The sequence below is a fragment of the Actinomycetota bacterium genome, assembly GCA_014360645.1.
GTDB lineage: Bacteria > Actinomycetota > Geothermincolia > Geothermincolales > RBG-13-55-18 > Solincola_B.
In genome coordinates this window covers 151,790-177,482 of record JACIXD010000001.1, presented here as the reverse complement: position 1 = coordinate 177,482, position 25,693 = coordinate 151,790, and the positions used below count along the sequence as shown (strand labels likewise).

Sequence of the window (25,693 nt, the reverse complement as noted above, 5' to 3'; positions counted from 1 at the left end):
GCACCGGAAAGCCGATGGCCGCCGTTCTTTGTCACCGCCCGCCGCCGCATCTATAATTGAGCCGGGGGGTGAGGACATGAGACGCGAGATAGGCTGGTGGCTGGAGGCCTCGGAAAGGGACGGGCGCATGGCCGCGTCCCTGGCTGAGGAGGGCCTGTTCGAAGGCTCCGCGTTCCACCTCCAGCAATCGGCTGAGAAAGCCCTGAAAGCCCTGCTCCTCAAACTGGGCCGGGAGTCGCGCACCCATTCCTGCGTGCACATGGCGAGGATGCTGGGGGAAGCGGGGATCGATACCGCCTCCATCTCCGTGGCATGCAGAAAGCTGGACGGGCATTACATCATCTCGCGCTATCCCAACGGCGTGGGAGGGCCGCCCGCCGACCTCTACAACGAGGAGATAATAGGGGAGCTCCAGGAATGCCGGGACAGGATAGTGGGTTTCGTGCGGGAGCACATATAGACGGCGCGCTGCTGGAAGGCTTCCTGGCTTCCCTGCGCGAGAAGGTGCGCGTGGCCTCCGTGGTGGTCTTCGGATCGCGGGCGAGGGGTGAGGCCCTTGAGGAGAGCGATTACGACCTCCTGGTCATCTCGCCCGACTTCGGCGCCCTTTCCATACCCGACCGCGCCGTCCTGCTGCTGGAAGCCTGGCCCGGCCGCGTGGCCCTGGAGCCCGTTGCCCTGACCCCCGAGGAGTTCGCCCGCGCGGAGGGCGCCCTGATGTGGGACATCCTGCACGAGGGCACGGCGGTGGTTGACGACGGCACCTTTGACGCCAGGCGCCGCCTTTTCAGGCTGCGCCTCGAGAAAGGCGAGCTTAGAAAGGGCGAGGGTTACTGGTCTTTTTCCTGAAGGGCGCGGTCCGGGATGAGGGAAACCGCCTCATCCCCGCGAACCGGCACGGGAACCCCTCGCGGCAAAGGCCTCCAGAAGGTCGGTCATCTCTTCCAGGTAGGACCGGCCGCGCGCCGGCCAGGACCCCCTTTCGAAGTAGAGGACCAGCTCCTGCAGGTTGCGGCGGTAGCGCGCCTCCTTCCAGGCGCGGGGATCTGGAGCCGCCGCCTCTTTCTCTTCGCCCCTTCCCGCTCCGCTCCTGCCCGCTTTCCCGGGCCCCGCGGCCAGCGCGACCAGCTCACCCGCCCGCGAAGCCGCCTCCGGTCCCAGCCGCAGCAGTATGTTGTCCCGCTCGCGCGCCACCTCGCGCACACCCGCGGCCATGCATGCCAGGCGCAGTAGCGCCACCCCGAAGAGGTTCTCCACCTCCGGGGGCGGCGGACCGTAGCGGTCGCGCACCTCCCCGGCCAGGGAATCGACCTCCGCCTGCGACCCCGCCTCCCCCAGGCGGTGGTAGATCTCCACCCGGCGCGAGGTGCGCGAGACGTATTCCGCGGCCACGAAGGCGCGCAGGGGCAGGTCGATGGTGACCTCGGAGGGGCGGGCGCGCACCGCTCCGCGCAGCTCGTCCACGGCGTCTGCGAGCATGCGGCAGTAGAGCTCGAACCCCACCGCCTCCACATGCCCGTGCTGCTCAGGACCCAACAGGTTGCCGGCCCCCCTGATCTCGAGGTCTTTCATGGCCACCCTGAGGCCGGATCCCAGCTCGGAGAAGTCCCGTATCACCTTGAGGCGCTGCAGGGCCCCCTCGCTCATGGCTCTTCCCTCGCGGAAGAGGAAGAAGGCGTAGGCCTGGCGGCTGCCGCGCCCCACCCTCCCCCTCAGGTGGTAGAGTTGGGATAGCCCCAGGTTCTCCGCCCCGTCCACGATGAGGGTGTTGACGTTGGGGAGGTCCAAGCCCGACTCCACGATGGTGGTGCACACCAGCACGTCGGCGCGCCCGGCGATGAAATCGTCCATCACCGCCTCCAGCTTCCTCTCCTTCATCTGGCCGTGGCCCACCAGCACCCGCGCCTCGGGGACCAGCTCGCGCACATGCCGCGCCGCACGCTCAATGGTGCGCACGCGGTTGTGGACGTAGAAGACCTGCCCGGAACGCTCGAGCTCGGCGCGGACGGCCTCCCGCACCAGGTCGTCGTCGTAGGGCCCTACGGAGGTGATCACCGCGTGCCGCTCGGCGATGGGGGTGTCGATGACGCTGAGGTCCCGGATGCCTGAAAGGGACATCTGCAGGGTGCGGGGGATGGGGGTGGCGGTGAGGGTGAGCACGTCCACGCTGCGCCGCAGGGCCTTGAGGCGCTCCTTCTGCGCCACCCCGAAGCGGTGTTCCTCGTCCACGATCACCAGTCCCAGGTCCGCCATGCTTACGTCCTCCTGCAGCAGGCGGTGGGTGCCGATGACCACGTCCACCTCCCCCGAGGCCACTCTTTCCAGGATCTCCCTCTGCTCCCCAGGGGCGCGGAAGCGGGTGAGGGTCTCCACGCGCACGGGAAAGGGCGCGAAGCGCTCTCGAAAGGTCCTCTCGTGCTGCTGGGCCAGCACGGTGGTGGGCACCAGCACCGCCACCTGTTTGCCGTCCATCACCGCCTTGAAGGCGGCGCGCACCGCCACCTCCGTCTTACCGTAACCCACGTCACCGTAGACCAGGCGGTCCATGGGCACAGGCCTCTCCATGTCCCTCTTCACCTCCTCTATGGCCTTCTCCTGGTCGGGAGTCTCCGCGTAGGGGAAGGAGCTCTCCAGCTCCCGCTGCCAGGGGTCGTCGGGCGAGAAGGCATGGCCCTCGCCCGCCATACGGTCCGCGTACAGCTTGAGCAGGTCGAAGGCCATCTCCTTGACCGCGGAGCGTGCCCTGCGGGTGACGCGCCTCCAGTGGTGACTGGAGAGGCGGTGTATCTCCGGCCTCTCGGCCCCCACGTAGCGGTGTACGAGGTCGATGCGGTCGGTGGGCACGTACAGGGAGTCCCCGCCCGCGTAGCGCAGCAGGAGGTACTCGCGCACCGCTCCGTCGACCTCGCGCTTCACCAGGCCCCCGTAGACCGCGATGCCGTGGTTCACGTGCACCACGTAGTCCCCCTCCTCCAGGTCCCACCACCCCTCTACCGCGCGGCCGCCCCCCGCCGCCGGCACCGAGGGACGCACCCGCAGGCCCCCGAAGACGTCCGCCTCCGTGTACACCGCCAGGCGGGCGCGCTCGAGCCGGAAGCCGCGCGGCCAGTCCCGCGCGGCGAGGCGCACCGTCCCCGGCCCGGGTTCGCCTTCCGTGAGCACCGGTATGCCCTCCTCCACCAGCAGCTCCCGCATGCGCTCCAGCCTGCCCCGGGTAGCGAGGAGGAACGCCGCCCTCCATCCCGATCCCAGCTCCGTCCCCAGGTCGGAAAGAAAATCCGCCACTCGCCCCCGGTACTCGGGGACCCCGCGGGCGGAGACGGATCCCGCGGCGTGGGCCGCCAGGGGGTCGAGCTCCACCAGGAGGAACCCCTTTTTCTCCGCCTCCATGGAAAAAGAGGGCGGGGAACCGTACGCGAGCAGCTTCTCGCGCACCGCCAGCGGCTGCGAGACCACCGCCGCTCCCCCCTCTCCCAGCAGCCGCAGCGGCGGCGCCCCCTCTCCGGCCTCGTGCCCCGCCGCCACGGGGAAGACCTCCACCTCCGCCAGGGCGGCGCGGGAGCGCTGGTCGGCGGGGTTGAAGAAGCGTAATCTCTCCACGCGGTCACCGAAGAACTCCGCCCTCACCGGTCGCGGGAGGCCAGGGTCGAAGACATCCAGGATGCCCCCGCGCACCGCGAACTGCCCCGCCCCCTCCACGAGATATTCCCTCCTGTAGCCCATCTCCGCCAGGCGCCGCGCAGCCTCCTGGAGGTCGGTCTCCGCGTCCACCCGCAGGCGCAGCGGCTCCAACGCCGCCGCGGCGGCTGGGAACGCCTGCGCCAGGGCCCGCGCATCGCATACCACCGCAACGCGTTCTCCCCGCGCCATGGCCCGCAGGGCACGGAAGCGCAGCGACACCGCCTCGGGGTCCTCCCCCCTTTCCCCGGCGATGGCCAGCTCGCGGTAGGGCAGCGGCATCACCGCGCCCTCTCCCAGGAGGCGCGACAGGGAGGCGGCCAGCTCCTCAGCTGCCTCCCTTCCCGGCAACGCCACCAGCAACGTGCCCTCCACCGCCTCGCGGAGGCGGGCGATCAGGAACGGGTGTGTCTCCTCCTCGGCCCTCACCGCCAGGTGCCCCACGCCGCGCGGCAGCCTCTCCCAAAGGTCGCCCAGCTCCGCCGCTACCTGTGAGCCTATCCAGCGCAGGATCTCCTCTTCCTGCATCACCATGCCTCTCATTCCGGTCTCATGCCCCGGCATCGGGGCATGCCTGAACAACCTCGGCGCACAGCACCCAGGCCTGCAACCTATTCTACCGAGGTGCCGGATCACGTTCACCGGACCACGTCATGCGGATGGCATATCCTCTCGGTAGTCTTTTTCAAGGTTGACGAACATCGAGGTCGCCCTCTCACCCCGACAGACCGGACAAGACCGACAAAGGAAGGGGGCGAATTTCGGATATAAGATCCGGGAATCGCGGCGTCACATAGTTACATCCGTTCTGGTAAGCGAGGGAGCCGGCTGATGGCAGAATGGACCACTGACGGCAATGTCCTATCGACCTGCCGCATCTTACTGCATCCGTCCCCCGACCGATAGCGGAGTGAATCACCTGCTGGAATATCTTAGTGTCCAGTTTTAAAGCTTAAACTGTCTACTTTTGAAATTTAGATCACAAAGTCAATGCTGCTGTTGCCTACGGCAGTGCCTTTCCCTATAATTAGTTGTCTGGTTGGGCCCGAGCGGGAGCGGGCGAGAAAACGGAACAAGAGGTGTCGAGAGATGGAAGTCGATATCGTTGCTGCCCCCAGGACGGAAAAGGGCAAGGAGGCGGTCAAGAAGATGAGGCGCCGCGGGCGCATCCCGGCCGTGGTCTACGGCCACGCCTTTGAGCCTCTCTCCGTCTCCGTGGACGAGAGGTCCTTCCGGGCCCTCATGCGCCGCGAGAAGGGGCTGCACGGCCTGTTGAGCATGAGGCTGGAAGGAGACGAGGAAGGCGAGCACACCGTGGTGGTCAAGGAGCTGCAGCGCCACCCCCTCAAGGACCAGATCCTGCACGTGGATTTCCAGCGCATCCGCAGCGACGAGAAGCTGCACGCCGTGGTGTCCCTTCGCTTCGAGGGCGAGCCGGTGGGGGTGAAGGCCGGGGGCATCCTCCAGCACTACCTCTACGAGGTCACCGTGGAGTGTTATCCCAAAGACCTGCCGGAGGAGGTCGTGGTTGACGTCTCCCACCTCAACCTCAAGCAGAACCTGCGCGTGAGCGACCTGCCCCGCCTCCCGGGCGTGGAGTACGTGAACTCTCCGGAGGAGATCGTGGCCGCCGTCACTCCCAAGCGCGTGCGAGAGGCGGCGCGCGTGGTGCAGGAGCTCTTCGAGGTGCCGGCGGAAGAGGCGGAGGCCGCGGGCGGCGAGGAAGCCCTGGAAGAGGCCGCCGCGGGCGGCGAGGAAGAGGCCTCGGAGGCCGGGGCGGGCGAGACAGAGGAAGAGGAATAACCAGCGGCGCGGGAACGATGCGCATATTCACGACGGGGGCGGGAGCTCCGCCCCCGTCTTCGTGCGGGAGGGGGCATGTACCTGATCCTAGGCCTGGGTAACCCGGGCGAGAGCTACCGCAGGACCAGGCATAACGCGGGCTTCTGGGCGGTGGAGGAGCTGGCGCGCAGGCACGGTGTCGTCCTGCGTCCCCGCAAGACCTACGATCTCGCGGAAGCGACCTTCTACACCGAGGACGTCTGTCTCGCCCGCCCCCTCACCTACATGAATCTCAGCGGAAAGGCCGCGAAACGCCTGCGCCGCAAGCTGGGGGTCGAGCCACGGAACATCCTCGTCATCCACGACGACATGGACCTGAAGCCCGGCACCATCCGCATCAGGGCGGGTGGCTCCTCGGGTGGACACCTTGGGGTGCAGTCGGTGATCGAGGCCCTGGGCACCACCGCCTTCCCCCGCGTCCGCGTAGGCGTGGGAAGGCCTCCCGAGGGCATGGATCCGGCGCGGTATGTCCTGGAGGAGATGCACGGGGCGGAGCTGGAGGAGTTCCTCGGCTGGTGTTCCAGGGCCGCCGCCGCTGCCGAGAGCGTGGTCATGGACGGACTCGACACCGCCATGAACCTCTTCAACTGACGGGATGCTCGGGCACGGCCGTCCGCCCCCCGCCTCGCGGGGGGATCCGTACCGCCCCTTTCCAGTCCGTTTACAGCAGAAAGAGCGGGATGCAAGAAGCGGCCGGAACAGAAATGGCGGTGCAGTGCCGCCGGCTCTTCACGCCCCGCGGACGATATGAGCCCTTCCGGGGATACCCGGCCCGGGTCTTAAGGTGCGCGGCGTAAAGAAGTGGGCGGGAGCGGTGGGAGCCGCGCATAGGTCTCCGCGCTCTGCCAAGCCCGGACGACGCGGCGTCGCAGGCGCGACCTGAGCGCGCCGGCGCTCGCTCCCCCCTTTGCCGGGAGGACAGACGGCGCCTCGAGGAGAAGATAGCACGGAGATGGATGTAAGGGACGCGAGAGCAGAAGCGCCGGCGCCGTCCCGGGAGGCGGGGCCCTTGTATCGGAGCGCCCGCCGCCCTGGAGGGCGCGCGATACGGCCGCGCCCGCGTGCCGCCGGGAGGCGGCTGCCCCTCCTGTTCGCCGCCGCGGCGCTCCTCGCATGCCTCGCCGTTCCGGCCGCGGGGTGCGGCGGAAGGTCTGCCGCGGAGGCGAAGGTGCGCGAGGCGGAGCGCCTCATCGCCTCCTCCAAGCCCCTCCTCGAGGACCTTCTCGACCTGGACGCGCGCTTCAACGAGCTGGGAACGCGCTTCTCCGACGTGGAAGACACCATCGCGGAGGGGAAGTCGCTGGCGGAGATGGCCATGCTGGACGTGGACGAGTTGGAGGCGCGCATCTCGCGCGCCGCCTCGCTGCTGCGCGAGGTAGAGGACATGGACAAGGCGGGCGACTACGCCACCTACGCGGGGATGGCGCTCGATGCCCTGGAACCCACCTCCCGGGCCCTGGAGAAAAACCGCGAGCTCCTGGCCGCGGTGTGGGACATGCTCGACGTGCTTCCCGCGGCGGAGAACGCCGGGCAGCTCTCCTGGTACACGGGCGAGATCGACCGCCTGGCCTCCGAGATAGGCTCGCTGCTGCGCGAGGCCTCGAGCGCCGCGGAAGCGGCCGACCGGTACCGAGAGGAGCACGGCCTGTGAGAGCGCCGCGCGCCGCCGTCCTCGTCGCCTTCCTGCTCGCCCTCGGCGCCACGGTCGCAGCGGCGGGATGCGGCTCCAGGGCCGCGCGTTACGCGCAGGAGGCGCGTTCCAGCTATATCAGCGCCCGGGCGGTGCTGGCGGGGCTGCAGGAATTCCCCTCCCGGATGGAAAAGTTGCTGCGCGAGGGGGACTGGCAGGAGCTGGGAAAGAAGGGCCGGGCGGCCATCTCGGACGCCCGCGATCTGGTATCCGCCTCCTTCGCCGCCTTTCGTACCGTGGGCGAGAAGTGTGAGGCGCTCCAGGCGGAGCGGAGCCGCAAGTATGAACCCTACGCCGAGAAGGTCCTCGAACTCGTGGAGCTCAACGAGCTCATCATCAGCGCATACACGGAGTACCTAGGCCTGTGCTCTTCCGCCCTCGATGGTCTCCCCTACCTCGAAGACCCGCGGGCGCTCATGCCCATCCTCCAGGCCATGGACGCCGTGGCCGCGCGCATCCAGGAACAATTCTCGCAATTGGAGGCCCTGGAGGAGGAGGCGGAGTCCCTTTACCGCGAGTTAACCGCTTGACCCCGCGAGCCGGGCGCGGGGCGGGAACCGAGGCGGGAAGACCCCCTGACGGAGCGGCGCGCCGTTCCACGGTCTCACGGCATCTTTTCCCCCGGGCGGCCGGGGTAACCCTGCGCCGCCATGATATGAGTTGGTGCTCCCCTTCCTCAGGGCATGTTGTCGCCGCCGAAGAGCTCGCTCACCGACTCGTCCTTGAAGACGCTGGCGATGGTGTTGGCGAAGATGGAGGCGATGGAGAGGATCTCCACCTTCTCGCTCAGGCGCTCCTCGGGTATGGGGAGGGTGTTGGTGACCACCACCTTCTTGAGCGGGCTGGCGTCCAGACGCTCGCGGGCGGGGCCGGAGAAGATGCCGTGGGTGGCGCAGGCATAGACCTCCGCCGCCCCGGCGTCGATCAGCGCCTGCGCGGAGGCCGCCATGGTCCCCGCGGTGTCGATCATGTCGTCCACCAGCACCGCCGTCTTGCCCTCGACCTCGCCGATGACGTGCAGCACCTCCGCCCGGTTGTGCCCGGGGCGGCGCTTGTGCAGGATGGCCATGGGCACCCCGAGGTGGTCGGTGTACTTGTTGGCCATCTTCACCCTTCCGGCGTCCGGCGATACGATTACCAGGTCCTGGAAGTTCTGCCGCGAGATATAGGAGGCCAGCAGGGGCACCGCGGTGAGGTGGTCCACGGGCCCGGAGAAGAAACCCTGGATCTGGCCGGCGTGCAGGTCCATGGTGAGGATGCGGTCCGCGCCCGCCGCCGCCAGCAGGTCGCACACCAGCCTGGCGCTGATGGGCTCCCTGGCGAGCGTCTTCTTGTCCTGGCGCGAGTAGCCGTAATAGGGGATGACGGCGGAGATGCGCTTGGCGGAGGCCCTCTCCAGGGCGTCGATCATCAGCAGCAGCTCCATGATGTGGTCGTTGATGGGCTCGCTGCAGGTCTGGATGACGAAGGCGTCGGATCCGCGCACGCTCTCCTCGTAACGCACGTACAGCTCGCCGTTGCTGAAGGTCTTCAGCTCCACCTTCCCGAGGCCGGTGCCCAGGTGGCCGGCGATCTGCCTCCCCAGCTCGGGATAGCTCCTCCCGCTGAAGATCATCAACCTCTTGCGCGTTACCTCCTTCAAGGTCCGCCCTCCTCCTTTTCCTTCGCCTTGCGCCTGTAGCCCTCTATGTTCCTCTGGCGGCTGCGTTCCACCCCCAGGGCCCCGTCGGGGACGTCCACGGTGATGGCCGATCCCGCTCCCGTGACCGCCCCCCTGCCGATGCGCACGGGGGCTATGAACATGGTGTCCGACCCGATGAACGCCCCGTCCTCGATGACCGTGGGGTGCTTCTCCCGGCCGTCGTAATTGCAGGTGATGCTGCCCGCTCCCACGTTGACGTCCTCGCCGATGCGGGCGTCGCCCATGTAGCTCAGGTGGGGTATCTTGCTCCCGCGCCCCACCTCCGTCTTCTTGGTCTCCACGAAGGTGCCCGCCTTCGAGCCGGCGCGGAACACGCTCCCGGGACGCAGGCTGGCGAAGGGGCCCACGCTCACCCCCTCCTCCAGCTCGCATTCCCGCACCGTGGCCTGCTCCACCGTCACCCCGTCCCCCAGGCGCGAGTCCGCGATGCGCACGTTAGGCCCCAGCCGGCACCCGCTCCCCACCGACGTCTTCCCCTCCAGGATGACCATGGGACGGAGCAGGGTGTCCGCGCCGATGGTGACCTCCGCGTCGATGTACACCGTGGAAGGGTCTTCCATGGTAACCCCTTCCTCCATCCAGTGGCGGTTGATGCGTTCGCGCATCACCGCTTGGGCCTCCGCCAGATGCGCGCGGGAGTTGACGCCCAGCGCTTCCCGCGCGTCCGGGGTCACGTACACCGCCGCCTTCCCGCCCTCCCCGATCAGCAGTTCCACGGCGTCGGTGAGGAAGAACTCGCCCTTGGTGTTGTCGTTACCGAGGCGCGGCAGCACCTCGCGCAGGTCGGACCAGCGGAAGACGTAGGTGGAGGTGTTGACCTCCTTTATGCTCTTCTGCCCGGGGTCGGCCTCGCTCTCCTCTACGATCCCCGTCACGGCGCCCGCGGCGTCACGGAGGATCCGGCCGTAGCCCGTGGGGTCTTCCAGGACCGCTCCCAGCATGGTCACCGCGGCCCCCACCTCCCCTTGGACCTCGCAGAGCCCGCGCAAGGTGCGGGCGGTCAGGAGCGGCGAATCGGCGGTGAGCACCAGCACCTCGTCGGCGTCATGGGCGTCCACGACCGGCGCCGCCACCATCACCGCATGCCCGGTGCCCAGCCTCTCCTCCTGCACCACGCAGATGCCCCGCTCCCCCACTTCCTCACGCACCCGGTCGGCACCGTTGCCGATGACCACCGCCACGCCGTCCACGTGGCCGGAGCCCTGAAGGTCCTCCAGGGTGTCGAGCACCCAGGAGAGCATGGAGCGCCCGCACACACGGTGCAGGACCTTGGGTGTCGCGGATCGCATGCGCGTTCCCTCGCCGGCTGCGAGGACCAGGGCCAGTCGTCTCAAAGGGCCTCCTTTTCCGTCGCCGGCTTTATTGTAACGGACGCCGCTCCCCGCATGAAACCCCGTCCGGCTCCCCGCCGCATGTGCCGCAGCGCGGACACATGCGCCCCAACCCACCGTCCCCACCCCCCCGCTCCATGCAGACCGTGACCCCTGCGGGCTCCGGCGCCCGGAGCTCCGGCGGGAGACTGATCGAAGGCTTTTCCGCGTAGTGCCCCGTTCGTCCGCGGGCCGGTCTCGGCTCGCTCCCCCGGCGCCCCGCCCGTCGCCTCCCTCCCCCGTTCGCCGCGTCCTGCCCGGCTTCCGCTACTCCGCCGACCCTTTTTCATGCGCATGCGGGATAACCCCTACGGAGGGCCGGGAACAACACCACCGCCTGCGCCGCGCTGGCGTCATAGGATAAATGCGCGACGGGCCACCAAAAAAGACGAGGGCCGGAAGCCCTCGTGGACCATCCTGGCTGGGGCGGTAGGATTCGAACCTACGATCGCGGCTCCAAAGGCCGCTGCCTTACCGCTTGGCCACGCCCCAGAGCAGGACCGTTTCCCGGCCCTATTGTAATACCGTATGGGCATCCTGGAAACGAGCGCTCGAAAACCCGGCTGGACGACGGGTATGCGTGGGCAATGCTTCTGCGATACCGTGAAAGCACCTGGGATTGAATGCTCCTGGAAATGCGGGGCTCCCGAAATGTCCCTTCCGGCCGGTCCTATTCCCCCTGTGGGCGCTCGCCCTGCTCTTTACGCATCTTGAAGAACTCGCGCAGCACCGCCTCTTGGATCTTCTCGCGCGTCTCGGAGTTCAACGGGTGCGCTATATCCTTGAAGTCCCCGTTGGGGAGCTTGCGGGAGGGCATGGCCACGAAATAACCACGGTCGCCGTCCACCACGCGTAGGTCATGCACCACGAAGCAGTCGTCGAGGATGATGCTCGCGATGCCCTTCACCATGTTCATATCGATCTCGCGTACGGTCACCCTTGTTATCTCCACGGCTTTTGTCCCCCTTAGAGAGTCCACGCTCTACCGACAAGAAACTCATAAACATATTATGCCCCCTACGTCTTGTTTTCAAGGACGTTCTGGGCCATGGAGGTGCGGCGAGAGCAGAGCGAGATGCCCGCGGGCGCCTTCCCCCGGAGGCCTCGGGAAACAGCCGCACGGGGCTCATGCCAGGCTGATGCCGGCGGCGCGGAAGCGGGTACGCACCACCACCGGGGCGTGCCTCCTCAATTCCGCCTCCATCTCCGCCGCCCTCCCCTCGTCCCCGGCGAGCGCGAACACCGTGGGGCCGCTGCCGCTCACCAGGGCTCCCTCCGCTCCCGCCCACAGGGCGTGTTCGAGCAGCGCTCCCACCTGCGGCATCAGCGCGCAGGCGGCCGGCTGCAGGGAGTTGAAGAGCAGGGAGGCCACGCGACGCACCTCTCCGCCGCGCAGCGCCTCCCCCATGGCCTCCACCCCGCCCCGGGGAGGCTCCCCTCCCCCCACCTCGTCGAAACGTCGGTAGACCTCGGGGGTGGGCAGCGGCACGCCGGGGTTCGCGAGCACCAGCGGCAGGGGCGGCGCCTGCACGAGGGGGGTGACGCGCTCTCCCCTCCCCTCGCCCAGAGCGGTCCCGCCCACGAGAAAGAAGGGCACGTCCGTTCCCAGGGAGGCGGCAAGGCGCAGCAGCTCCTCCCCCGCCAGGGCCTCTCCCGCGAGGAAGTTGAGCCCGCGCAGCACCGCCGCGGCGTCCGAGCTCCCCCCTCCCAGGCCGGCCGCAAGCGGGATGCGTTTCTCTAGCCTCATCCTCACGTCCCAGCGCACCCCCGCCGCTTCCAGGAACGCCCGGGCCGCGCGGTGACAGAGGTTGTCCTCGCCCGCCGGCGCCTCCCCCTTAACCTCCAGCGCCACGGTCCCCCTGCCTCCCACGACCTCCACCTCCACCCTGTCGCAGAGGTCCACGGCCTGCATCACCGTGCGCACGCCGTGGTATCCGTCCTCCCGCCTCGCCCCCACCTCCAGGTAGAGGTTGATCTTCGCCGGCGCCTCCAAGGTCACCATATCGCGCATCCCGGCCCTCCCCGCGGCTCGAGCGCCGCGTCCTTCTTACCATCTCCTGCCAACGGCCACCCCTGTGCGGGCGGAAGGGAACCGTGCTCTCTCCGGAAATCTGGAGCGCCGCGCCCCTCTTCCCGTCTTCCGGCACCGGATGGATACCCTGCCGCCATGATACGACAAACCACGGTGGCGTTCACTGTCGCCCACGGGCGTCAAGAACGGACTCGCGGTGCCGAGTTGGGGGCGCAACAGCTGACTTCCCGGGGCGGCGCCGCACCCGGACGCCCTCGCACGAGCGGGATGGGCCGCCGCCGTGCCGGGCGCGAGCGGGCCGGCACCCCCTTTTCCCTCTGGGGTGAAGATCGGGCCCGGGCGGCACCCATGACCTCAAGCGCAGCGTCCCCGCCGCCCGGCATGGAGCTGTGAGCAAGAGGATACGCATGAAGATGCGCATATATATCGCGGATGCCGGGAGGCGCAGCGGTCCTGCCGCCCGGCATGGGGCATAATAAGGATATGGGTGAGCTGGCAAGACCAAGCGTGGTGGCAGAGGTCCTGGGAAGGCACGGCATCCGTCTGGCGCGTTCCCTGGGACAGCATTTCCTGGTGGACGGGAACGTGCTCGCGCGCATCCTGGAGGTCGCGTGCCTCAGCGGCGAGGAGACGGTGCTGGAGATCGGACCGGGCATCGGCACCCTCACCGAGGAGCTCTGCCGCCGCGCCAGGCGCGTGGTGGCGGTGGAGGCCGACCGGCGGCTGGCAGCGGTGCTGGAGGAGACCCTGGGCGCGCCGCGAAACCTGGAGCTGGTCTTGGGGGATGCCATGCGCATGGACCTCGCCTCCTTCTTCCATCCCGGGGAAAGGGTGAAGGTGGTCTCCAACCTCCCCTATAACGTGGCGACCCCGCTGCTGATGCGCCTGCTGCGCGAGATATCCCAGGCGGAGCACCTGGTGGTCATGGTGCAGCGCGAGCTGGCCGATCGCTACACCGCGGGACCGAAACACCCCGCCTACGGCGGAGTATCGGTGAAGATACGCTACCTGGCGGAGGCGCGGCGGGCTTTTTCCGTGCCCCCCACGGTATTTCTCCCGCCCCCTCGCGTGGACTCCGCGGTGTTGAGCATCGAGCGCAAGAGTACTGCCCCGGCAGGGCCCGAGGCGGATTCCTTCTTCCTCTTCCTCAACGCCTGTTTTTCCAGCAGGAGGAAGATGCTGGTAAACACCCTGGGAAGCGGGCGCTCGCCGTACTGCACCCGGGCCGAGGTGGAGAAAGCCCTGCATGCCGCCGGCCTCCCGCCCTCCTCCCGCGCCGAGGAGCTCAGCTGCGAGGAGCTCTTTGCCCTCTTCGGCGCCCTTCGCGCTCCGTGACCAAGCGCGGCGAGGTTGGAAAACACTGGCATTAGGGGGCGCGAGGTCCGGGGCAAGACCTCGTCAGGACCCCGGGGGAGCAGACAGTGAGAGGAGACCGCAGCCCGCTAGCGCGTTGAAGGCCTGCTCCCGCAAAGACCCGGGGTCGCAGGCCTGCCCCCCGGGCGCCGAGAGGGATGTGGTATGGAAGGCTCGACCGCATGTCCAAGTAGCCAACCACGCACGCTCTCGTCCCTGCCCCGGGACCGCGCGTCCGCCGGTCCAATCGCCGAGGGGGGCGATATGGGATGCTCGATCGCGCGTCCCCGTACCCGAACCGGCTCGAGACAGGTTCTCCCGCGATGCAAGCCGACGCGAGAGACCGGGCATGCAGAAGGGCGTGCCATGCGGCACGCCCTCGATATCCTGCGGGTACGGCTCTTACTTGCGCTTGAGCTCGTTGATGCACTTCTGGCAGATGCGGTTGCCCTTGAAGGTGCGCACCTTATCGGTATTGCCGCAGAAGCTGCACCCCGGCTGATATTTCATCAGCACGATCTTCTCGCCGTCGACGAATATCTCGATGGGATCGCGCTCCTTGATGTCCAGCGTGCGCCGCAGCTCCATGGGGATCACGATCCTTCCCAACTCGTCGATCTTCCTGACGATTCCGGTCGCCTTCATGTCTCGCCCACCCTTTCTCTCTCACCTGCCCGGTGCTCTCGAGCCCGGGCGCCGTCCGTTCTCCTTGACAACGTCGGGTATCACCAGGGATATAATTATATGTGCATCCCGGAAGGGGTGTCAATATTTTCTTGTAATATTTTACATGGGAAGGAAAAAATGTACAAGAAGGCATACTACGTGACCACACCCATCTATTACGTCAACGACCACCCCCACATCGGCACCGCCTACACCACGGTGGTCGCCGACGTGCTCGCGCGCTACCACCGACTCAAGGGCGAGGAGGTCTTCTTCCTCACCGGCACCGACGAGCACGGCCAGCACGTGGCGCGCGCCGCCGAGCGCAACGGCGTGACCCCCCAGGAATGGGCCGACCGCATGGTGGTGCACTTCACCGAGGTGTGGGAGCGGCTCAACATCAGCAACGATTTCTTCATCCGCACCACCTCGCCCCGCCACGCGGAGGTGGCGCGCCGCTTCATCCAGAAGCTCTATGAACGGGGCGACATCTACCTCGACACCTACGAGGGATGGTACTGCGTGCCCGACGAGTCCTTCTGGCTGCCCTCCCAGCTGGTGGAGGGGAGATGCCCCCAGTGCGGGCGGGAGGTGGAGATGGTGCAGGAGGAGAACTACTTCTTCCGCCTCTCCGCCTACGCCGACCGCCTCCTGCGACACATCGAGGCCCACCCCGAGTTCGTGCAGCCGGAGATGCGGCGCAATGAGGTGGTGAGCTTCATCCGGCAAGGCCTCACCGACCAGAGCATCAGCCGCAAGACCATCACCTGGGGCATCCCGCTCCCCTTCGACGAGAGCCAGGTGATGTACGTGTGGTTCGACGCCCTCCTCAACTACATCAGCGCCATCGACTACGGCATCGACGAGGAGCGCTTCCGCAGCACCTGGCCCGCCGACGTCCATCTCATCGGCAAGGAGATCCTGCGCTTCCACGCCATCATCTGGCCCGCCATGCTCATGGCCGCGGATCTGCCCCTGCCCCGCCAGGTCTTCGCCCACGGATGGCTCACGGTGGAGGGAGAGAAGATGTCCAAGTCGAAGGGGAACGTCATCAGCCCCCACGAGCTCATCGACGCATACGGTACCGACGCCTACCGCTACTATTTCCTGCGGGAGTTCTCCTTCGGATACGACGGCAATTTCTCCCGCGAGAACATGACCGGGCGCTACAACGCCGACCTCGCCAACGCCCTCGGCAACATGGTCAGCCGCGTGCTGGCCATGGTGGAGCGCTATCGCGGAGGGGCGGTCCCGGAGGCCGGCGGGGAGGAAGAAGCGGCGGACGCCGCCCTCAGGGAGGCCGCGTCCCGCGTCTTCGAGGAGTTGGACGCGGCCATGGACGCCCTGGCCTTCAACGAGGCGCTGCAGGCCGTCTGGAACTACCTGGGAGCCGTCAACCGCTACGTGGACGAGACCGCCGCCTGGGACCTGGCCAAGGACCCCGCCAGAGCGGGACGCCTCGACACCGTGCTCTACAACCAGGTGGAGGCGGTGCGCCTCACCGCCCTCCTCGTCCTGCCCTTCATGCCCTGGACGGGAGAGGGCATCTGGCGCCGCCTGGGATTCACGGACTCCATCCACCTGCACCACCTCCCGGCCGCCGGGGCGTGGGGGCTCTTTCCGCCCGGCCAGAAGGTCTCCAAGGGCGACCCCCTCTTCCCCCGCATGGAAACGGGCCGCTAGGCAGGCATGGTCGCCGCCGGGGGCTGCCTGGAAACGCCATCGATGGGGGGACAGCGCATGCGGCTTGTGGACACCCACGCCCACCTCGACCTCCTGGAGGAGGACGTCGGCGCGGTCCTGGAGCGGGCGCGCAACGCCGGGGTGACCGGGGTGGTCACCGTCGGCATCAACCTGGAGTCGAGCCGCCGCGCCGTTGAGCTGGCCCGCACCTTCCCGGAGGTAAGGGCGGTGGTGGGCATGCACCCCCACGACGCGAAGGACCTGGACGCCGCCGCCCTGAGGGAGCTGCGACGCCTGGCCGGAGACCAGCGGGTGGTGGGCATCGGCGAGACCGGCCTCGACTTCTACCGCAACCTCTCCCCCCGCCCCGACCAGGAACGCGCCTTCCGCTCCCTGGTCGAGCTGGCCCGGGAGCTGGACCTGCCGGTGGTGGTGCATGACCGCGAGGCCCATTCCGACACCCTGCGCATACTGGAGGAGTACGCCCCCTTCGACGGCAGGCTGGTCATGCACTGTTTCTCGGGCGACCTCGCCATGGCGCGCGAGGTCATGTACATGGGCGGGTTTATCTCCGTGGCGGGGCCGGTGACCTTCCAAAACGCCGGGCGCCTGCGGGATATCGTTCGCCAGATTCCCCTCGACCGCCTGCTGGTGGAGACCGACTGTCCCTTCCTCTCCCCCCACCCCTACCGCGGCACCCCCAACTCCCCCGAGCGGGTGGTGCTCGTCGCCGCCAAGGTGGCCGAACTCAAGGGCATCCCCCTGGAGGAACTGATGCTGCCCGACCCTTTTTAATGGGGTCAGCCCCGGACATGGGACATCCGAGCCGTCAACGCCAGCCCACGGGGATCCCCTCGCAGACCTCGTACAGGGCGCCGTCGCGCCCGTCCACGACCAGGATCGCACCCGTCTCTCCGTCGCGCCCGTGATCATATCCTCCCAACAGCAGAAAAGGGCTTCCGTCCATGGCGTCGCAGAACCAAACGTCGAAAGCCTTTCCGGAACCGGGTACTCCCATATCTTCCCTGGCGCCCGCCATGCTCAGGCCCTCGCCACGGAAATCGGCGCTCTCCTCCAGCAGCGAGAGAAAGCCTGTCACTAACATCCACGTCATCCGCTCCGCCCTGGAATACCCCCGCGAGGAGGGGCTCCCCCTCTTCAGAGAGCACCATCTCTCCCTGCTCGGTCATCAGGCACCGGTCATGGATCACGAAGCGCAGAAGAGTCAGGGCGGGAAAGTCGTACTCCTGCACCTCCGTCGCGTTCACGGGAACTTCGGGGTTCATCGCCACCCATAGCCTGTCACTCCGGGATGACAGACGCACGGTGTGCGCCGTCTTCATGCCGATCTCCGCCCGGCGCACCATACCGCTCTCGAGATCCGTGACCTTCAGGTAGCACGTCTGCCAGTCGTCTTCCCGCCGTTGCGTGATACCCCACTCCAACTCCCCATCTCCTTCCAACACGCCTTTCCGCCATTCCAGCTCATGGCCCTCAAAGTCATGAGCGAGCAGGGGTCCGCCCACGGTTCGAGCAGGGAAGAAACCCTGCTCGAGACGCCGGTCACCTCCACCGACCCATCCCGGTGCACCATCTTCGACCACCCCGCTTGCTCGACCAGGATGTTCTCTTCCCAGGGCCAGGGCGTCTCATGCCCCACAGAGCACGGCGGTTTTTCCATCCGCGTCTTTCCCGCTGCCGGTCTTCGCTCATGCCCCCAGGGGGATGAGGTCGGCCGAACCGGCCAGCGCGACGACGGTAACGTAGAGGAGTACTTCGGTCATGCCAGGGTTGAGCGAGGATATACGCAGCGGATATACCGGCTCGGGGGCTTCAAAGGTGAAGCGGAGGGGGTCGATCATCCCTTCGGAGAGCTCGTATTCCTGCCACTCCCCCTCTTCCTCCGCCCTGGAGGGACTCAAGCGCATGGCCGCGATAAACCATCCGCGCCGGACATATTCCTCCAGGACCTCCCCGGCCTCCTCGTCATGTGTAAAGCCCCTTTCCTAGAGCCATGACCCGAGGTCTTCAGCGTCATCCGCGCGCACCACCGTGAGGTCGAGGGCGCCCACGCTGCGCTCCTCGATGACCTCCACGCCCTTGTTCTCGCCTTCCGATTCCCAGCCTGAAAGCCTGTTCACACCACGATCCGTCACCGACGGCGAGAAAGCGCTCAGTGCCAGGAAGAGGACCACGTCCGACCCCTCGATCTCCGGCGGCTCAGGCCTCGGCACCAGCCAGGCGAACTCATCCACCGCGCCACGGTAACTCACGGAGAGGAAGAGCTCCTCCATCCCCTGGTGGAAGAATATGGCCGCTATCTGCTCCGGCTCCGCGATGTCGCGTCCCTCCTTGCCCATGAACCCGCCGTCGGCGCATGCCGTCCCGCTGGAGAGAGCCAGGGAGATCAAAACCACGATCGCCATGCATAAGAAGCCGCCGCGCATTCCGAGCCCACTTCGCCTCGATATTTACAGGACAGTCGCCGTCACAAGTACGTGAAGACGATGATGACCTTGGGCGTGGAGAGTATCTTTGGAGTTCCGTCTCCTCCGAGATATCGATCCGCCCGACCCACGCCGCCCCGAAGGGGATGGAATGCCGGACATGATCGGGGCGACCCGCTATCCGTCTTTGCCTTCCAGCCAGGCTGCATATACCCCGCGCTGTGAGACGCCGTGCCTGGACGCCACCGCGCGCACCGCCTCGCGGGGAGCCATCCCTCCGGCGACCAGCTCCGCCACCTCGCCGGCGAGCTGCGGCAGGGGGGGCGCCTCTCCCTCTCTGCCTGGTGCCACCACGATCACGAACTCGCCGCGCCTGCCACCATCCTCCAGCGTGGCCAGCACCTCCGGCGCCTTCCCCCTCAGCACCTCCTCATTGATCTTGGTCAGCTCACGGGCCACCACCACCTGACGCTCCGGCGCCAGCTCGGCAAGGTCGCCCATGGTCTCGAGCATGCGGTGGGGGGCCTCGTAGAACACCAGCGCGTCTCCATCGCGCAGAAGGGAGGAGAGGAATGTTCGCCGCTCGCTCCGCTTGCGCGGCAGGAACCCAAGGAAGTGGAACCTCGCGAGGGGAAAGCCCGACAGCGCCAGCGCCGACGTGAGTGAGCTGGGTCCCGGCACCACCTCCACCTTGAGTCCCCGCCGGGCGCACTCCTCCACTACGCGGAAGCCGGGGTCCGAGATGCCCGGCATGCCGGCGTCGCTGATTACCGCCACTTTTTTTCCGGCGGCGACTTCGCCCGCCACCCACTCCGCCTTCTCGCGCTCGTTGTGCCCGTGGTAGGAGGTGACCGGGGTGCGGATATCGTGGCGCGCCAGAAGTTTACGCGCCCGCCGCGTGTCCTCAGCGGCGATGAGGTCGGCCTCCCGCAGGATGCGTAGAGCCCGTATGGTAATGTCTTCCATATTGCCGATGGGCGTGCCCACCAGGTAGAGCGTCCCCTCACCCATACCTGGATTATAAGCCCTGGGGTCAGCCCCGGACATGGGACATATTCTTCAATCCGTCCGCAACGCCTTCCGCGCTCCGCCGGCCAACACCTGCGGTTTCACGAACCTGTTTCCTCGCTTCCAGACGCCTTTCCATCATGAACGGGATCCGTCGCGCCTCCTGAGGGAAGAGCGGTTCGTCTTTTGGGGTTATGGTTTGTCCCATGTCCGGGGCTGACCCCATTTCCCTGTTCTAGGGCTTGCGGCGCGCCAGGAGAGTGTTCACCAGCTCCAGTTGGGCGGTGTAGTCGAGGTCGGGGGCCAGCTCGGCGATGCGCCTCAGGATCTGGGCCGAGGCGTAATACATGTAGATGGGCACCGGCCGGGAGGATATACGGTAGCAGATCCCGTGCTCGGCGAGTTCCTCCAGCGCCTTCTCCACCTCCTCGCGGTTGCGGCCGAGGCGCTGGCCGATCTTCTCGGCGCAGTCCACGGTGCCGGGGTTGTCCTTGAAGAAGGTGATAAGTTCCAGCTTTATTCTGTCGATGTCCGCGTCGCGGACGATGAAATTCCCTACGCGCGCCAAATCATCACCTCGTATCCCGACCTTTTTGTCGCCGCCGGCTCCCGCTCACCGGAAAACGGGACCTCAAAACCCACCGACTTCGTCCCTACCGGCGTCCGTGCCGCCGGGAACAGACCCCGCTTCAGGGGGGGCGGGCCCCGACCTGGCATGAAACCCTTTTTCCCTGCCTGTACGTATACGCATGCGACAGTATCTAAATCGGCAGCGACGACCGCCTTCTTAACATGCCCCGACATACCCCGGCGGCGTGGCCATACTGCGCGATACGAGGTTCGTGATCTCGCCCCACGGTCCGGCGGCGGACCCGAGGGGGGTCCCGGCCAGCAACCCCGATGAGCATGATGAGCGCCCTTGCTAAATCCCGGGGCCGACCCCATAATTACCACTGTATCGGGAGGCATCACGCTCCCGGGCTCGGGAAGGAAAGCTCTGCGCGGGCAGCGCGCTTTGCCCTGGATGGGAAGACGAAGGATCGCATGCCATCAAAGAGACCCGCTTTGCACGCGGCAGGCAGGCATAAGGCGCTCCGCCTGCCGGCAGCAGCCCTGTTAATATTCCTGATGCTCTTTTCCGCGAGCGCCGTCGGCGCCTCCGCGGTGGGAGGTCCCCTGCCGCCCTCCGATCCCAGGGCCTGGGACCGCCCGGACGATCCGGGCGGCACCATAGACCTGGGTTGGTCCGAAAGCCCCAGCCCCGGTATCGCGGCGTACCGCGTGTACCGCTCGGAAACCCCGGGGGGGCCTTACCAGCTCGTCGGCCAGAGATCGACGGACGTCTTCATCAACTACCTGGGGTACGTCGACACCGGACTCCGGGACGGCGTCACCTATTATTACGTGATAACCTCCGTCGATGAGAGAGGGCGCGAGAGCGCCCCCACGCCCGAGCTCTCCGCAACCCCGGAAGCGCAGGTCTTCACCGCCGCGGTCACGCCTCGGAAGAGCATCGTCATCTCCCTCGCCGAGCAGAAGATGTACTGCCTGGAGAACGGCCGCCCGGTGTACGATTTCCGGGTCTCCACCGGCAAGAGCAGCACCCCGACGCCCACGGGCGATTTCAAGATCCTCTATAAGGACAGGGAACACCCCGTGCCCAAGTACCCAGGTTGTGTCTGCTACTACTGGATGGGGTTCTACGAGGACTATGCCATCCACGCATGGCCCACCTACTACGGGGTCCAGGCCGATTACTCCAGCCTGGGTCACCCGGTCTCCAACGGCTGCGTGAGGCTGGATCCCACCCAGGCTCACATACCGTACGAGTGGGCGCCGGTAGGGACGCCGGTCTCCATCATCCCGGGACCGTTCCAGGCCCCTCCCGCGCCCATACAGGGAGGACATGTCTCCATGGGCACCGCCGCCCCCCATACCGACTGGTATTTCGCCGAGGGATACACAGGGGGAGGTTTCAACGAATACATCCTGGTGTTCAATCCCGGGGACGCCGCCACGGCCTTCGATTTCCGCATGATGCTGCCGGACGGCAGTTCCCAGACCCACACCTTCACTATCGGCCCCCACACCCGCCTCACCCTCAACGTGGACGACTTCCCCGGCATGTCGGACACCGACGTCTCGGTGCACGTGCGCGCCGAAAGGCCGGTGGTCGCGGAGCGCGCCATGTACTTCGACTACCACGGCAAGACGGGGGGACACGTGTCCCTGGGAGTGAATGAGCCGTCCAGGGAGTGGTTTTTCGCCGAGGGATACACCGGGGGAGGTTTCGACGAGTACATCCTGGTACTCAACCCCGGGGACGCCGCCACGGCCTTCGACGTGGACATGGCGCTTCCCGACGGCAGTTCCCAGACCCACACCTTCAACATCGGCCCCCACACCCGCCTCACCCTGCGCGTGGACGACTTCCCCGGCATGTCGGACACCGACGTCTCGGTGCACGTGCGCGCCAGAGGGCCGGTGGTGGTGGAGCGCGCCATGTACTTCGGGTACAACGGCATCGACGGGGGGACGGTGACCTCGGGCACCAACGAGCCGGCCACGGAATGGTTTTTCGCCGAGGGCTACACCGGGGGAGGTTTCGACGAGTACATCCTGGTGTTCAACCCCAACCGGGAAGACGCGACGGTAACGCTGGATTTCATGAAGCCCGACGGCAGCGTGTCCAGCCATGGCTTCCTCGCCTCCGCCCGCAGCAGGATCACCATCATCGTCGACGCCGTCCCGGAGATGGGAGATACCGACGTCTCGGTAAGACTGGACTCCGACCTCCCGGTGGTGGCGGAGCGCGCCATGTACTTCGGGTACGCGGAATGTCCAGGCGGCCACGCGCAGGTGGGCTGCACCGACCCCGGCATCCTGCATCTCTTCGCCGAGGGCTACACCTCGCAGTTCTTCGACGCCTACCTGCTGGTGATGAACCCCAACGAGAACGAGCTCCCGGTAGTGGTGACCTTCTGCCGCCCCGACGGCACCACCGTGGGCCAGCCCATGATGATCGGGCCCCACAGCCGCGCCACCCTCAAGGTCAACCTGGTCCCGGGTCTGTCGAACGGCGAGTTCTCCATTCGCGTGGACACCGGCGGTCCGGCGGTGGTGGAGCGCGCCATGTACTTCAGCTACCCGCGCTAACGGCGTCCCCGCGGACCGCGGGCAACCGCGGCAGCCCATGCATCGTCTATAATCCAGGTAGGAACGGCGGGCCTGAGGAGCAGGCGAGGTGATGTCTTGATCTGTCCGGAATGCGGCAGCTACCAGCCCGAGAGAGCGAGATACTGCGGCATCTGCGGCGCGGCCCTCTCCCAGGAAAGCCTGGTGGAGAGCTTCCTGGGGGAGGATGCCGAGCACGACATCGTCCTCCCCCGCCGGCGCAGCATAGGGTTCTATCTCCTGCTGGTGCTGGTAGTGGCGCTATCCCTGGCCGTCCTCGCCGGGGGCGGCTACCTTGTCTACCGCATGGCCTGGGGAAGCGGGGGAGAGAGGTCGGAGGAGACGGAAGCGGTGGACAACACCCTTTCCTACAGCGACCCCGAGCTGGGGTACAGCATCTCCTATCCCAACAACTGGATACTGGAGAGAGAGGTCATGGAGGAAGACGAGCTGACATCCCTCACCATCTCCCTCACCAGCAGGAAGAGCCTGTCCCTACGCGCCTACCAGCTGGATCCCCTGGTCTCCATCGGCGGGTTGGAGAGCATCAAGGATTTCCTGGTGGACGACGCCCTGAAGCGCATACGCGCCCTGGGGGGCAACCCCGGCAACGCGGGCTCCACTCCTTCCTGGGGACCCTCCACCCCCGAGGGAGGCGGGTACGGCACCGCTCCCGGGGACGCGGCGCGGGGGGAGAGTACGACCGGGAGCGGCGAGACCCCGGGGCATGACCTTTTCACCGCCAGCAGGGTATCGGGACTGCCCGCCTTCTACACCGAGTTCGACGCCAATATCATGGGCGAGGAGGCCCGCTTCCTGCTCTTCTACATCGTGGCCGGAGACAGCCTCTTCCTCTTCCAGGCCCAGGCGCCCTACGGCGAATACAAGGCCGTGCGGCCTCAGTTCTTCTCCATCACCGGCTCCTTCAAGTGGGAGTCACGCAACGGGGAGGAGGTGCCGCGGGAAACGGGGAGCGCGAATTACTGAACGCGGTACCGGCTGCCCGGCTTACGTCGCGTGTCCATATCCTTTTTCCGCCCATCTCGTCGACGTGCCGCTGCCCGCGTCGTGGAGCGCCTTGCGCATACCGTCCCTTTGCCGCCCGTGCCACAGGGGAAGGAGACCCGGGAAGAGGTGCACGCGTCCGGAGCGTGGAATACTGGACCGGGGGATCGCTCCGTATGGTAGTCTTTTACTGATGCCGCCCGGACGGGCGCCGGAGGCCGTACCCGCGAGGAGCGGGCAGGGAACCCCGGGCTCGCGGAAGAAAGGAAGGTGCGCAGGTGCGGATAGTGGTCACGGGAGGAGCGGGATTCATCGGTTCCAACCTCGTCGATACCCTGCTGCAGGAAGGCCACGCGGTGACGGTGGTGGACAACCTCTCCACCGGGAGGTTCGAGAACCTCTACAACGTCAAGGAGGCGGCGAAGGAGAACCGCTTCAATTTCCTGCACGTGGACATAAGGGACGACGCCCTGGTGGCGGCCTTCAGGGGGAAAGAGCAGGACGCCGTGATCCATCTGGCGGCCCAGCCCGACGTACGGGTCTCGGTGAAGGACCCCGTGCTGGACGCGGAGGTGAACGTCCTCGGCACCCTGAACGTCATCCAACTGGCGGTGGAGAACGGCGTCAAGCGCTTCATCAACACCAGTTCCGGGGGCTGCGTCTACGGCGAACCGGAGGCCATCCCCGTATCCGAGGACGCTCCCAGGCGCCCCGACTCCCCCTACGGGGTGAGCAAGAACGTGGCCGAGGAATACATCCGCTACTACGAGCGCACCCGCGGCATCTCCTGCTGTACCCTGGCCCTGGCCAACGTCTACGGCCCGCGCCAGAACGCCTTCGGGGAGGCGGGCGTGGTGGCCATCTTCATCGGGCGCATCCTCTCCGGCGAGGGGTGCGTCATCTACGGGGACGGCGAGCAGACGCGCGATTTCGTCTACGTGGGAGACGTCATCGACGCCTACCGCGCCGCCCTCACCTCCGGGGACGGCGAGTTCCTGAACATCGGGACCGGCGTGGAGACCTCCGTGAACGCGCTCTACCGGGAGCTCGCCTCCATCCTGGACTGCGATCTGTCTCCCGCGTATGCCGAGGCGCGCGAGGGTGAGCTGGACCATATCGCCCTGGACGCCTCCAAGGCCGCCCGCATCCTGGGGTGGAAACCCTCCACCCCCCTGCGCGAGGGCCTGGAGCGCACCGTGGAGTGGTACCGGCAGAACCTGCGGAGGTAGCCCTTGCCCTTCACCGACATACATTCCCATATATTACCAGGATTTGACGACGGAGCACGCGGCGATGACGACTTCCTGGCCATGGCCCGGGCCGCCGTCGCGGGCGGCACGGCGCGCATGGCCGCCACCCCGCATTGCGACCTCGATACCGACCCGGCGGCGGCGGCGCGAGTGGCGCCGGCGGTGGAGAGCTGCCGCGGGTTGTTGATGAGCGAGGGCGTACACCTCGAGCTGCTGCCGGGGGTGGAGGTGCGCGTCAACGCCGGCCTTTTCCGCGCCGCCGGGGAGGGCGACCTGGGGGAACTGCGCCTGGGCGGTCCGGGGGAGGCGGGTTTCATCCTCACCGACCTCCCTCCCATAGATATGCCCACCGCCACCGCCGAGATCCTCTTCCAGGTGCAGCTGCACGGCTTCACCCCCATCCTGGCACATCCCGAACGCAACCGTCACCTCTCCACGCGCCTCGGCCTGGTGAGGGAGATGGCGGACCGCGGCATCGTGCTGCAGGTCAACGCCGGCAGCCTGGAGGGCATCTACGGGAGGGCGGCAGCGCGCTGCGCCTTCGCGCTCCTGGACGAGGGCCTGGCGGGGCTAGTGGCCTCGGACGCCCACGCTCCATCGGGCCGCGGCCCCGACCTCTCGGAGGCGGCGCGCATCATCGCCGCCCGCCTGGGCGAGGAGGCGGCGCGCGTCCTTCTGGAGGACAACCCCGGCCGCGCGCTGGCGGGAGAGCCCCTGCTGAAGGTGGCGGGGAGGGCGCCGCGCCGGGGCTTGAGGTCGCGCTTCTCGCGCGCCGGCCGCGCCTGAGGATGAG

General features: G+C 67.2%; 24 protein-coding genes and 1 tRNA gene. 13 read left to right on the top strand and 12 right to left on the bottom strand.

The features are described 5' to 3' along the window. Positions 1 to 76: 76 nt before the first annotated feature. Both H5T74_00815 and H5T74_00810 read left to right on the top strand, forming a co-directional pair. Positions 77 to 460 (top strand): HEPN domain-containing protein, encoded by a 384-nt coding sequence (locus H5T74_00815; GenBank protein ID MBC7228920.1) that lies wholly within the window; start codon positions 77 to 79, stop codon positions 458 to 460. Then, positions 418 to 849, top strand: a complete 432-nt coding sequence (locus tag H5T74_00810; GenBank protein ID MBC7228919.1) for a nucleotidyltransferase domain-containing protein — start codon at positions 418 to 420, stop codon at positions 847 to 849. Before H5T74_00815 ends, H5T74_00810 begins: the two co-directional genes overlap by 43 nt. Positions 850 to 879: 30 nt before the next feature. Here H5T74_00810 and mfd read toward each other — a convergent pair whose 3' ends face one another. Further along, positions 880 to 4,242: a transcription-repair coupling factor gene (mfd, locus tag H5T74_00805; protein ID MBC7228918.1), complete on the bottom strand. Its 3,363-nt coding sequence runs from the start codon at positions 4,240 to 4,242 to the stop codon at positions 880 to 882. A gap of 525 nt (positions 4,243 to 4,767) precedes the next feature. On the opposite strand from mfd, the gene H5T74_00800 reads away from it, so the two are divergent. The 4 genes from H5T74_00800 to H5T74_00785 all read left to right on the top strand — a co-directional run bounded on the left by H5T74_00800 (position 4,768) and on the right by H5T74_00785 (position 7,740). Continuing rightward, positions 4,768 to 5,481 carry a 50S ribosomal protein L25 gene (locus tag H5T74_00800; protein MBC7228917.1) on the top strand — a complete coding sequence of 238 codons (714 nt, stop codon included), beginning with the start codon at positions 4,768 to 4,770 and terminating at the stop codon, positions 5,479 to 5,481. A gap of 75 nt (positions 5,482 to 5,556) precedes the next feature. Then, positions 5,557 to 6,111 (top strand): aminoacyl-tRNA hydrolase, encoded by a 555-nt coding sequence (locus H5T74_00795; protein ID MBC7228916.1) that lies wholly within the window; start codon positions 5,557 to 5,559, stop codon positions 6,109 to 6,111. Between the two features lie 577 nt (positions 6,112 to 6,688). Continuing rightward, positions 6,689 to 7,171, top strand: coding sequence for a hypothetical protein (locus H5T74_00790; protein ID MBC7228915.1), 483 nt, complete (start codon positions 6,689 to 6,691; stop codon positions 7,169 to 7,171). Further along, on the top strand, positions 7,168 to 7,740 hold the full coding sequence (locus H5T74_00785) for a hypothetical protein (protein MBC7228914.1): 573 nt from the start codon (positions 7,168 to 7,170) through the stop codon (positions 7,738 to 7,740). Before H5T74_00790 ends, H5T74_00785 begins: the two co-directional genes overlap by 4 nt. Before the next feature lie 146 nt (positions 7,741 to 7,886). Here H5T74_00785 and H5T74_00780 read toward each other — a convergent pair whose 3' ends face one another. The 5 genes from H5T74_00780 to H5T74_00760 form a co-directional block, all read right to left on the bottom strand. After that, positions 7,887 to 8,852 carry a ribose-phosphate diphosphokinase gene (locus H5T74_00780; GenBank protein ID MBC7228913.1) on the bottom strand — a complete coding sequence of 322 codons (966 nt, stop codon included), beginning with the start codon at positions 8,850 to 8,852 and terminating at the stop codon, positions 7,887 to 7,889. Then, entirely contained in the window at positions 8,849 to 10,201 is a 1,353-nt protein-coding gene (glmU, locus tag H5T74_00775) for a bifunctional UDP-N-acetylglucosamine diphosphorylase/glucosamine-1-phosphate N-acetyltransferase GlmU (GenBank protein MBC7228912.1), read from the bottom strand. The genes H5T74_00780 and glmU overlap by 4 nt, the downstream gene beginning before the upstream one ends. A 499-nt stretch (positions 10,202 to 10,700) precedes the next feature. After that, a tRNA-Gln gene (locus tag H5T74_00770) sits at positions 10,701 to 10,774 on the bottom strand. 178 nt (positions 10,775 to 10,952) lie between these two features. Further along, positions 10,953 to 11,234, bottom strand: a complete 282-nt coding sequence (gene spoVG / locus H5T74_00765; GenBank protein MBC7228911.1) for a septation regulator SpoVG — start codon at positions 11,232 to 11,234, stop codon at positions 10,953 to 10,955. Positions 11,235 to 11,408: 174 nt separating this feature from the next. Beyond that, the gene (locus H5T74_00760) at positions 11,409 to 12,293 is read right to left on the bottom strand and encodes a 4-(cytidine 5'-diphospho)-2-C-methyl-D-erythritol kinase (protein MBC7228910.1); all 885 of its coding nucleotides are present in this window, start codon (positions 12,291 to 12,293) and stop codon (positions 11,409 to 11,411) included. Between the two features lie 504 nt (positions 12,294 to 12,797). Between H5T74_00760 and rsmA the strand changes: the two genes are divergently transcribed. After that, complete coding sequence (gene rsmA, locus H5T74_00755; GenBank protein ID MBC7228909.1) at positions 12,798 to 13,649, top strand: 16S rRNA (adenine(1518)-N(6)/adenine(1519)-N(6))-dimethyltransferase RsmA; 852 nt, start codon at positions 12,798 to 12,800, stop codon at positions 13,647 to 13,649. Between the two features lie 420 nt (positions 13,650 to 14,069). Here rsmA and H5T74_00750 read toward each other — a convergent pair whose 3' ends face one another. After that, positions 14,070 to 14,312 (bottom strand): AbrB/MazE/SpoVT family DNA-binding domain-containing protein, encoded by a 243-nt coding sequence (locus tag H5T74_00750; GenBank protein ID MBC7228908.1) that lies wholly within the window; start codon positions 14,310 to 14,312, stop codon positions 14,070 to 14,072. A gap of 159 nt (positions 14,313 to 14,471) precedes the next feature. Here H5T74_00750 and metG point away from each other — a divergent pair, with 159 nt between their 5' ends. Continuing rightward, positions 14,472 to 16,016: a methionine--tRNA ligase gene (gene metG, locus H5T74_00745; protein ID MBC7228907.1), complete on the top strand. Its 1,545-nt coding sequence runs from the start codon at positions 14,472 to 14,474 to the stop codon at positions 16,014 to 16,016. Positions 16,017 to 16,073: 57 nt separating this feature from the next. Continuing rightward, positions 16,074 to 16,811 (top strand): TatD family hydrolase, encoded by a 738-nt coding sequence (locus H5T74_00740; protein ID MBC7228906.1) that lies wholly within the window; start codon positions 16,074 to 16,076, stop codon positions 16,809 to 16,811. 34 nt (positions 16,812 to 16,845) lie between these two features. On the opposite strand, the gene H5T74_00735 is transcribed toward H5T74_00740, so the two are convergent. From H5T74_00735 to H5T74_00715, 5 genes are all read right to left on the bottom strand, one after another. Next, positions 16,846 to 17,121 (bottom strand): hypothetical protein, encoded by a 276-nt coding sequence (locus H5T74_00735; GenBank protein MBC7228905.1) that lies wholly within the window; start codon positions 17,119 to 17,121, stop codon positions 16,846 to 16,848. 604 nt (positions 17,122 to 17,725) lie between these two features. Next, complete coding sequence (locus tag H5T74_00730) at positions 17,726 to 17,983, bottom strand: DUF2330 domain-containing protein (protein MBC7228904.1); 258 nt, start codon at positions 17,981 to 17,983, stop codon at positions 17,726 to 17,728. Positions 17,984 to 18,022: 39 nt separating this feature from the next. Then, a complete protein-coding gene (locus tag H5T74_00725; protein ID MBC7228903.1) occupies positions 18,023 to 18,442 on the bottom strand; it encodes a DUF2330 domain-containing protein in 420 nt (139 codons plus the stop codon). Between the two features lie 198 nt (positions 18,443 to 18,640). Continuing rightward, positions 18,641 to 19,474, bottom strand: a complete 834-nt coding sequence (gene rsmI / locus H5T74_00720; GenBank protein ID MBC7228902.1) for a 16S rRNA (cytidine(1402)-2'-O)-methyltransferase — start codon at positions 19,472 to 19,474, stop codon at positions 18,641 to 18,643. Positions 19,475 to 19,706: 232 nt separating this feature from the next. Then, the gene (locus tag H5T74_00715) at positions 19,707 to 20,039 is read right to left on the bottom strand and encodes a hypothetical protein (protein MBC7228901.1); all 333 of its coding nucleotides are present in this window, start codon (positions 20,037 to 20,039) and stop codon (positions 19,707 to 19,709) included. A gap of 560 nt (positions 20,040 to 20,599) precedes the next feature. Between H5T74_00715 and H5T74_00710 the strand changes: the two genes are divergently transcribed. The 4 genes from H5T74_00710 (at position 20,600) to H5T74_00695 (ending at position 25,686) form a co-directional block, all read left to right on the top strand. After that, a complete protein-coding gene (locus tag H5T74_00710; GenBank protein MBC7228900.1) occupies positions 20,600 to 22,627 on the top strand; it encodes a L,D-transpeptidase family protein in 2,028 nt (675 codons plus the stop codon). A 96-nt stretch (positions 22,628 to 22,723) separates the two neighbouring features. Next, positions 22,724 to 23,632, top strand: coding sequence for a zinc ribbon domain-containing protein (locus H5T74_00705; protein MBC7228899.1), 909 nt, complete (start codon positions 22,724 to 22,726; stop codon positions 23,630 to 23,632). Between the two features lie 296 nt (positions 23,633 to 23,928). Next, on the top strand, positions 23,929 to 24,879 hold the full coding sequence (locus tag H5T74_00700; protein MBC7228898.1) for a GDP-mannose 4,6-dehydratase: 951 nt from the start codon (positions 23,929 to 23,931) through the stop codon (positions 24,877 to 24,879). A 3-nt stretch (positions 24,880 to 24,882) separates the two neighbouring features. Further along, positions 24,883 to 25,686 (top strand): hypothetical protein, encoded by an 804-nt coding sequence (locus H5T74_00695; GenBank protein MBC7228897.1) that lies wholly within the window; start codon positions 24,883 to 24,885, stop codon positions 25,684 to 25,686. Positions 25,687 to 25,693: the final 7 nt, after the last annotated feature.

Bases quoted from the DNA above. Each gene is read 5' to 3' on its own strand.
- rsmI (MBC7228902.1), bottom strand. From the start codon at position 19,474: ATGGGTGAGGGGACGCTCTACCTGGTGGGCACGCCCATCGGCAATATG.
- H5T74_00810 (MBC7228919.1), top strand. From the start codon at position 418: ATGCCGGGACAGGATAGTGGGTTTCGTGCGGGAGCACATATAGACGGC.
- H5T74_00750 (MBC7228908.1), bottom strand. From the start codon at position 14,312: ATGAAGGCGACCGGAATCGTCAGGAAGATCGACGAGTTGGGAAGGATC.
- H5T74_00740 (MBC7228906.1), top strand. From the start codon at position 16,074: ATGCGGCTTGTGGACACCCACGCCCACCTCGACCTCCTGGAGGAGGAC.
- rsmA (MBC7228909.1), top strand. From the start codon at position 12,798: ATGGGTGAGCTGGCAAGACCAAGCGTGGTGGCAGAGGTCCTGGGAAGG.
- metG (MBC7228907.1), top strand. From the start codon at position 14,472: ATGTACAAGAAGGCATACTACGTGACCACACCCATCTATTACGTCAAC.
- H5T74_00710 (MBC7228900.1), top strand. From the start codon at position 20,600: ATGCTCTTTTCCGCGAGCGCCGTCGGCGCCTCCGCGGTGGGAGGTCCC.
- H5T74_00760 (MBC7228910.1), bottom strand. From the start codon at position 12,293: ATGCGCGATATGGTGACCTTGGAGGCGCCGGCGAAGATCAACCTCTAC.
- glmU (MBC7228912.1), bottom strand. From the start codon at position 10,201: ATGCGATCCGCGACACCCAAGGTCCTGCACCGTGTGTGCGGGCGCTCC.
- H5T74_00725 (MBC7228903.1), bottom strand. From the start codon at position 18,442: ATGGCGATCGTGGTTTTGATCTCCCTGGCTCTCTCCAGCGGGACGGCA.
- H5T74_00795 (MBC7228916.1), top strand. From the start codon at position 5,557: ATGTACCTGATCCTAGGCCTGGGTAACCCGGGCGAGAGCTACCGCAGG.
- H5T74_00815 (MBC7228920.1), top strand. From the start codon at position 77: ATGAGACGCGAGATAGGCTGGTGGCTGGAGGCCTCGGAAAGGGACGGG.
- H5T74_00800 (MBC7228917.1), top strand. From the start codon at position 4,768: ATGGAAGTCGATATCGTTGCTGCCCCCAGGACGGAAAAGGGCAAGGAG.
- H5T74_00735 (MBC7228905.1), bottom strand. From the start codon at position 17,121: ATGTTAGTGACAGGCTTTCTCTCGCTGCTGGAGGAGAGCGCCGATTTC.
- mfd (MBC7228918.1), bottom strand. From the start codon at position 4,242: ATGCCGGGGCATGAGACCGGAATGAGAGGCATGGTGATGCAGGAAGAG.